Source organism: Deltaproteobacteria bacterium (assembly GCA_003696105.1).
GTDB lineage: Bacteria > Myxococcota_A > Polyangia > Haliangiales > J016 > J016.
Genome location: RFGE01000033.1, coordinates 1 through 7,518, shown reverse-complemented (window position 1 = coordinate 7,518; position 7,518 = coordinate 1). Strand labels below are relative to the sequence as shown.

Genomic DNA, 7,518 nt, shown 5'->3' with positions numbered 1-7,518 from the left:
GCGCGCGAGCTGGTCGGGGTTCGGCAAGCCGTGGCGCGCGTAGACGTAGCCGTCGCCCTGCATCGCCGGCTCGGATGCGGCGATCGTGGGGAAGTCGTATGCCGACACTTGTACGAGCGGAGCGACGTGAGGCGCGGAGACCGAGCGAGGTTCGGGCACGCCGGCGTGGGCTGCGACGGTGGCGGAGCGAAGCGACATGACGCCGATGATATAGTGCCGCCGTGCGCACCCCGCCGAGCGTGTCGACGCAGCTCGAATATTGTACGTACTGTCCCAAAATGTGTCGTCACGCCTGCCCGGTGTCGACCACGACGGGCCGCGAGACGTGGATCCCGCAGCAGAAGATGGCGCGCCTGCACGACCTGCGGCGCGGCGTGGCCGGGTGGGACGCCCCCTCCGCCGAGCCGCTGTGGGCGTGTACGGGCTGCCGCCAGTGCACGGTCTATTGCGAGCACGGCAACGAGCCGGGTACCGTGCTCATGGCGGGGCGGGCCGAGGCGGTGGCGCGCGGCGTCGGCCATCCAGCCCTGGCCGACTACCCCGATCGGTTCCGCGCGCGCGAGGCGCGGCTGGCGCGCAAGCGCCGCGACGCGCTGCCGCGCGATCTGCTCGCAGCCGACGCCCTGGTCGTATTCTGGCCCGGGTGCGACGCGATCGACAAGGACATTGCGGGCGTCGCCGCCGCCCTGGACCTGTTCGGCCGCGCCGGGGCCGAGCACGTGCGCGTCCCGGTCGACGCTCCCGTGTGCGGCGGCTATCCGCTGTTGGCCGCCGGTCACACCGACATGTTTCGCTGGCACGCCGAGAAGGTCGCCGCGGCGCTCAAGGGCTGCAGCCAGATCATCCTCAACTGCTCGGCGTGCGTACCGACGTTGCGCTCCCTGTACCCGGCCGAAGGCGTCGCGCTCGGCGCGGAGGTGCTGCACCTGTCGGAATTTTTCGCGCAACTGATCGATCGGCTTCCCGAGCCGGCGAACAAGCCCGCGGTCTACTATCACGACCCGTGCTACCTGGCGCGACATGCCGGTGTGATGGAAGCTCCGCGGCGCGCCCTCGCGCGAGTCGCCCAGGTGCGCGAGTTTTCCTGGTCGCGCGAGGACACCGAATGCTGCGGAGGCGCGGGCGCGCTGCCGAAGACGATGCCCGCGGTCGCGGACGCGATGGCGCGCCGCCGGCTGGCGGACATCGCCCGCAAGGGCGGTGGCACCGTCGTCACGGCCTGCGCCACGTGCGCGTTCATGCTGCGCCGCAATGCGCCGAGTTCCGTGCGGGTCGACGACTTGCCCGCGGCGCTCGCGCGCGGCATCGCGGCGGCGACGGAGTGACGCGGCGGCGCGCGGTCACAGAGCCGCCGCCGCCGCGCTCCACAGCGACGGCGGGCAGACGGGCAGCGATGCCAAATAGGCGGTCTTCATGCGCACGTAGCCGCCGCGCAACCGCAGCCCCGTCTCGCGCAGCCACAGGTCGACCACCGGCGAGTTGAGCAGGTCGAGCAGCGCGTCGATGCCCACCGGAGCGCCGGGGAGCGGGCGCACCGCGTAGGCCGAGTCGAGCACCATCGCGCCGGCCGCGTCGACCATGGCGCGGCCGGTCCTCGCGACGTCGGGCACGACGATTTTCGGTGCCGGGTCGGCCAACCACGCGAGGTTCTGCGGGCGGCCGAACCGGTAGAACCGGGCGCCCCGATAGCGGCCGCGCTCGCGAGCCTCGAGCCGGTCGCGGCACCGCGCCAGGTATGCGGCGGCGCGCGGCGGAAGCTCATCCGGCGGCACCAGCCGGCCGGCGTCGTCGTAGGGGTAGACGATGCGCACGTCGGGGTCGACGCGGCCGTACGGGGCGACGTCGCGGCCGCGCAAGACCGGGCGCGTGGCGGCCGGCTCGAGGTCGACCGGCTCGGCGAGCGCCCGCGACCAGCCGCGCTCGATCACGAACACCCGGTCGGCGTTCGTACCCGCGCCCTTCGCGATGCGGGCGATGCGTCCCAGCGGCGGCCCCGCCGCGGCCAGTTCGTCGAGCAGCTCCCGCGTCGCCCCCGTGGCGAGCCGCCACGGCGCGGCGCCGAGGCCGGCCGCGTCCACGCTGCCGATCCTCCATCGGCCGCCGACCCACCGCGCGACCCTGACGGCGCGCTGGTTCACGCGGGCCAACCATACCACAGCCGCGTAGGTAGTTGCACCGGCAAATATCTGCCGCTCGCCGAAGTCGACGAGAGCCGCCACCGCACCGTTCGCCGCCAGCTTCGCGCGCAGCCGGGCCGCAAACGCGCCGGTGAGCCAGCGAGATGGTACGACCAGCCCCGCCCGCCCCCACGGTGCGAGCCACGCCAGCGACCGCTCGATGAACGCGCCGTACAGATCCCACTCGCGGTGCGACGTCGCGGCGAATGCGCCGCGCAGCGCCCGGTGCAGCGCGGGGTCCGACCGCTCGAGCCGAACCGAGCGAACGTACGGCGGATTGCCGACCACGGCGTCGACGGGACCGACCGCGGGCGCACCGAGCAGCGCCTCGGCGCAGTGCACGGCGGCGCCCGGCCCGACCGCGTCCCGCGCGCGGGCCGCCAGCGCCGGGTCGCGCTCGATACCGATCACGCACCGGCGCGCCGCGGCCGGCGAACAGCCGGTACGGGCCGCGATCCAACGGGCCGCCGCCGCGAGGAAGCGGCCGTCGCCGGCCGCCGGATCGAGAACGCGAAACGGCCCGGCGCTCGCGGGCCGCGCTGCCCACGCCGCGGACAGCGTCGCGTCCACGACGAACTCGACCAGCGCCGGCGGCGTGAAGTACACACCGGCGGCGCGGCGGCGCGCGCGGTCGACTCGTGCGTCGACGCCGGGCGGCGCCGCGCGATGGAGCGCGGCGTCGAGGCGGTCGAGAGCGTGCGCGTCGAACATTCGCGTCGATCGTATGCCAGACGCGCCCGTCGACCACACGCCGGCGCGCCCGACCGCGTTGGGCATCGGGCAACCCGTTCCTGCCCCCCGGCCGTGCCGACCGGCGCACGCCGCGGCCGGCGACGGCGGATTCCCGGCGGCCTGCAGCCACCGGCGCGCGCGGCGGCTGCTATGCTCGCGAGCCGATGGCCGGTCCCCGCATCGTCGTCGTCGTCAACCCGCGCTCCCAAGCCGGCGCGCTCGGCCGCAAGTGGTCGCACATCGCCGCCCAACTGCGCCGCGAACTCGGTGCGTTCGAGGACGCGCTCACCCGCGGCCCCGGCGACGCCACCCGGCTCGCACGCGAGGCGATCGACGCCGGCGCCGACGTCGTCGTCGCCATCGGCGGCGACGGCACGATCAACGAAGTCGCCAACGGCTTCTTCGACGGCGGGCGCCCCGTCGCGACGGAAGCGGCCCTCGGCATTCTGCCGTTCGGCACGGGGGGCGACTTCCGCAAGACCATCCACATCCCCAAGGACATCGCGATGGCAGCGCGCATCCTGCGGCGTGGCAACCGCCAGACGATCGACGTCGGCCGCCTCGACTACACCGGCGGCGATGGCGGCTCGGCGACGCGGATGTTCGTCAACATCGCCTCGTTCGGCATCAGCGGGCTGGTCGATCAATACGTCAACGAGGGCCCGACCAAACTACTCGGCGGCCTCGCGTCGTTCGCGATCGCAACCGTGCGCGCGAGCCTCTCCTACCAGAATCAGCGGGTGCAGCTCGTGTTCGACGGCGACTCCGCGACGGCGACGGAGCACACGATCAATACGGTCGCGGTGTGCAACGGTCGCTACTTCGGCGGCGGCATGCACATCGCCCCCGACGCACAACTCGACGACGGCGCGTTCGACGTGGTCGTGATCGGCGACCTCACGGCACGCGACATGGTGCGCGACGGCTACCGGCTCTACACCGGCACGCATTTGTCGCTGACCAAGGTGCACCATCGGCGCGCCCGCCGAGTCGACGCGCGCCCGCTCGGTACCGAGCCAGTGCGCCTCGACGTCGACGGCGAAACCCCGGGCCGCCTGCCCGCCACGTTCGAGGTGGTGCCGCGCGCGCTCCGCGTCATCGCGCCGTAGGAGTTCGCCGTGCCGCCTGACCGCGGGACCGACACCGCCGCCGCGCCGCGCGGCAGCCGCGACCGCTGGCTCGAGGCGGGCGCGTGCGTTCTGTCGGGCACGCTGTGGTTTCTGTCGTGCGCCGACTTCGACATCTGGCCGCTCGCATGGATCGCGTCCGTCCCGTCGCTGTGGGCGATCGAACGCGCCCCGACGCGGCGGCGCGCCCTGTTTTACGGCTGGCTCACCGGCTTCGTCGCCAACGCCGGCGGGTTCTACTGGATCGCGAACCTGTTGGTGCGGTTTGCGCACATGCCGTACGCGGTCGGCCTGCTCGGACTCGTACTGCTGTCCGCCTATCAGGCCGTCGTGTTCTGGCTGTTCGCGGCGGCCGTGCGGTCGGTCCGCCGCACGTCGGCCGCGCGGCTCGGCCGGCCACTGCCGATGGCGCTCGTCGCCCCCATCGCGATGGTCGCGTTCGAGATGGTCGTGCCGTTCCTGTTCCCGTGGTACCTGGCGATCACGCAGGCGTGGGTCGTCCCGGTCATTCAGATCGCCGAACTCACCGGGCCGCTGGGCGTCACGGCGCTGTTGCTCGCGGTCAATGGCGCAGCGTACGACGCGATGACCGAGCGGCAGCCCAGGCGCCGCATCGTCCCCGCCGTGGCCGCGGCCGCCGCGGTCGGTGGCGCGCTCGCGTTCGGCTACGCGCGCATCGCGCAGGTGTCGGCGGAACGAGCGAGCGCGCCCGGCGCGTTCGTCGGCGTCGTACAGGGCAACATCGGCCTCGACGAAAAGGGCCTGCGGCGGCGCGATCTAGCGGCCGGTCAACTCCGCGAGCTGCAACGGCAAAGCGCGCGCCTCGAGCGGGGCGAAGTGCCGGCCGTCGACCGCACCGGCAAGCCGGTGGACGGCCCGCGCGGCGCCGACCTCGTCGTGTGGACCGAGTCCTCGTACCCCTACACTCTGCCGCGCGAGCTCACCGACCCCGGCGCCGGTGGCACGGACCTGCCCGAGACGAACCGCCACCGGGTGCGCGCGGGCTTCTCGGTCCCGCTGATTTTCGGCGCCGTCACGCGCAGCTACGCCAACCCGGACGACTACCCGTACAACTCGGCGCTGATGCTCGACCGCGACGGCCGGTTCGTCGGCCGGTTCGACAAGGTGTTCCTGCTCATGTTCGGCGAGTACGTGCCGCTGTACGACACGTTCGATCTCGTCAAGAAGCTCACCCCGGCGGCCAGCTCTCAGTTTCACCGCGGCGCGGGCGTCACCACGTTCCCGTTCGACCACGCCGGCCGCACCTGGCGTATCGGACCGCTGATCTGCTACGAGGACATCTTGGCGGACTTCGGCCGGCAGCTCGCGGCGAAGCGCCCCCACGTGCTCGTCAACATCACCAACGATGCGTGGTTCGGCGACACGTCCGAACCGTGGGAACACCTCGCGCTGTCCGTGTTCCGCGCGGTGGAGCTGCGCGCCGACCTCGTGCGCGCGGTCAACACGGGCGTGTCTGCGTTCATCGACGCGACCGGCCGCGTGTACGCCAAGACGTACGCGATGGACCCTGGCGTCGAGGACAAGGGCCCCTGTCGCGACGACGGCGCGTGCCCGGGCGGCTATGCGTGCCTCGGAGGTCGGTGCGGGCGAAAGGGCATGGACGCGCTGTTGGCGGAAGTGACCTTGCTCGGCGGCGACGACGGCGCGGGCGATACGTTCTACGCGCGACACGGCAACGTGTTCGGCTGGCTGTGCGCGATCGCGTTGGTCGGCCTGTGGCTCGTGTGGCCGCGCGTTCGGCGTCGCACGGACGCGCCGCCGCGCCTGCTCGACACGAATTCACGGTAGGCTCACGGTCGTGCAGCCACCACCGTTTCAGCGCCCCGCGATCGTATCCGCCATCGACATCGAGTCGATCCCGGTCGGCCAGATCACCCGCCAGCGGGTCGTAATGACCGAGAACGCGACGGGCAACGAGACCCTCGTGCCGGCGATCCTGCTGCGTGCCGAGGATCCGCGGCCGGTCGTCGGGATCACCGCCGCCGTGCACGGCAACGAACTCAACGGGGTTCACGTCATTCACCGGCTGCTGGAACAGCTCAAGCCGGTTCATCTCCATCGCGGGACGATCGTCGCCGTTCCGATCGTCAACATCCCCGGCTATCTGCGGCAGCAGCGCGAGTTCGAGGACGGCACCGACATCAACCGGATCATGCCGGGGCGAGCCAACGGAAACGAATCGGAGTTGTACGCGCATCGTTTTATCGACCGCGTCGCGCGGCACTTCGACTACTTGATCGACCTGCACACCGCGAGTTTCGGCCGCGTCAACTCGTTGTACGTGCGCGCCGACATGACGAAGCCGGTGACGGCTACGATCGCGCGGCTGTTGTCGCCGCAGATCATCGTCCACAGCGCGGCGGGCGACGGCACGCTGCGGGCTGCGGTCGAGGACCTCGGGGCGCACGCCGTCACCGTCGAAGTCGGCGACCCACAGCGGTTTCAACGCGGACTCGTTCGGTCCGCGCGTCTCGGCATCGTCGAAGTGCTCGAGCACCTCGGTATGGTCGACGACCTCAGCGACCCGGATACCCACGACGTGATCGAGTGCAAGCGGTCGTACTGGCTTTATACGGACCGCGGCGGCGTGCTCACGGTTCTGCCCAACGTGACCGACACCGTCCACGAGGGGGACGTGATCGCGCGGCTGCAGAACGTGTGGGGAGACGTCGTCCGCGAGTACCGCGCGCCGGAGGACGGCATCGTCGTCGGCAAGAGCGTGAATCCGGCCGCGCGCGCCGGGTCGCGCATCATTCATCTCGGAGTCGTCGCGGCCCGCTGACCTGCGCGCCCCCGCGGACGGCCGGTTCGTCGCCCGCACGCGCGCACGCGACGCGTTCGCCGCATCACGGCGGCATCCCACGCCGGACCGCGGAGCGCGCGAAGAAAAAACGGGCCGAGGCGGATTGCCCCGGCCCGCGAACGGCCATCCGGCCGCGGTCAGCTCGGACTAGAAGTCGTCCATCCCGGCGCCGTGAGCCCCGGGCGACGGCTCCTCCTTCTTCGGCTTCTCGGCGACGAGCGCCTCGGTCGTGAGCATCAGGCCCGCCACCGACGCCGCGTTCTGGATCGCCGAGCGCACGACCTTCGTCGGGTCGATGACGCCGTCGGCCACCAGGTCCGCATACTCGAGCGTGCGCGCGTTGAAACCGAAGTTGCCCTCGGCCTCCTTGACCTTCGACACGACGATCGAGCCGTCGAGCCCCGCGTTGCGGGCGATCTGGCGCAGCGGCTCCTCGAGAGCGCGGCGCACGATGTCCACGCCGTAGCGGCGGTCATCGTCGAACGTGACCTTGTCCAGCGAGGGCAGGCAGCGCAGCAGCGCGACGCCGCCGCCGGGAACGATGCCCTCCTCGACGGCCGCGCGGGTCGCGTGCATCGCGTCCTCGACGCGCGCCTTCTTCTCCTTCATCTCGACCTCGGTCGCCGCGCCGACGCGGATCACCGCGACGCCGCCCACG

General features: G+C 72.1%; 7 protein-coding genes. 4 read left to right on the top strand and 3 right to left on the bottom strand.

The genetic code is table 11. The features are described from left to right. A partial coding sequence (locus D6689_02220) for a cystathionine gamma-synthase (protein RMH44496.1) occupies nt 1-198 on the bottom strand: 198 nt, incomplete at its 3' end. A 23-nt stretch (nt 199-221) separates the two neighbouring features. Between D6689_02220 and D6689_02215 the strand changes: the two genes are divergently transcribed. Then, nucleotides 222-1,325, top strand: a complete 1,104-nt coding sequence (locus D6689_02215; protein ID RMH44495.1) for a (Fe-S)-binding protein — start codon at nt 222-224, stop codon at nt 1,323-1,325. A 15-nt stretch (nt 1,326-1,340) separates the two neighbouring features. Here the strand turns inward: D6689_02215 and D6689_02210 are convergent, their stop codons facing one another. Continuing rightward, entirely contained in the window at nt 1,341-2,954 is a 1,614-nt protein-coding gene (locus tag D6689_02210) for a hypothetical protein (protein ID RMH44494.1), read from the bottom strand. A 119-nt stretch (nt 2,955-3,073) separates the two neighbouring features. Between D6689_02210 and D6689_02205 the strand changes: the two genes are divergently transcribed. From D6689_02205 to D6689_02195, 3 genes are all read left to right on the top strand, one after another. Next, the gene (locus D6689_02205) at nt 3,074-4,018 is read left to right on the top strand and encodes a diacylglycerol kinase family lipid kinase (GenBank protein ID RMH44493.1); all 945 of its coding nucleotides are present in this window, start codon (nt 3,074-3,076) and stop codon (nt 4,016-4,018) included. Between the two features lie 9 nt (nt 4,019-4,027). Continuing rightward, the gene (lnt, locus tag D6689_02200; GenBank protein RMH44492.1) at nt 4,028-5,845 is read left to right on the top strand and encodes an apolipoprotein N-acyltransferase; all 1,818 of its coding nucleotides are present in this window, start codon (nt 4,028-4,030) and stop codon (nt 5,843-5,845) included. 103 nt (nt 5,846-5,948) lie between these two features. Continuing rightward, the gene (locus D6689_02195; GenBank protein ID RMH44497.1) at nt 5,949-6,839 is read left to right on the top strand and encodes a peptidase M14; all 891 of its coding nucleotides are present in this window, start codon (nt 5,949-5,951) and stop codon (nt 6,837-6,839) included. Nucleotides 6,840-7,007: 168 nt separating this feature from the next. On the opposite strand, the gene groEL is transcribed toward D6689_02195, so the two are convergent. Continuing rightward, a partial coding sequence (groEL, locus tag D6689_02190) for a molecular chaperone GroEL (GenBank protein RMH44491.1) occupies nt 7,008-7,518 on the bottom strand: 511 nt, incomplete at its 5' end.

Coding starts and splice junctions, on each gene's coding strand:
- D6689_02210 (RMH44494.1), bottom strand. CDS start 2,954: ATGCCCAACGCGGTCGGGCGCGCCGGCGTGTGGTCGACGGGCGCGTCT.
- D6689_02205 (RMH44493.1), top strand. CDS start 3,074: ATGGCCGGTCCCCGCATCGTCGTCGTCGTCAACCCGCGCTCCCAAGCC.
- D6689_02195 (RMH44497.1), top strand. CDS start 5,949: ATGACCGAGAACGCGACGGGCAACGAGACCCTCGTGCCGGCGATCCTG.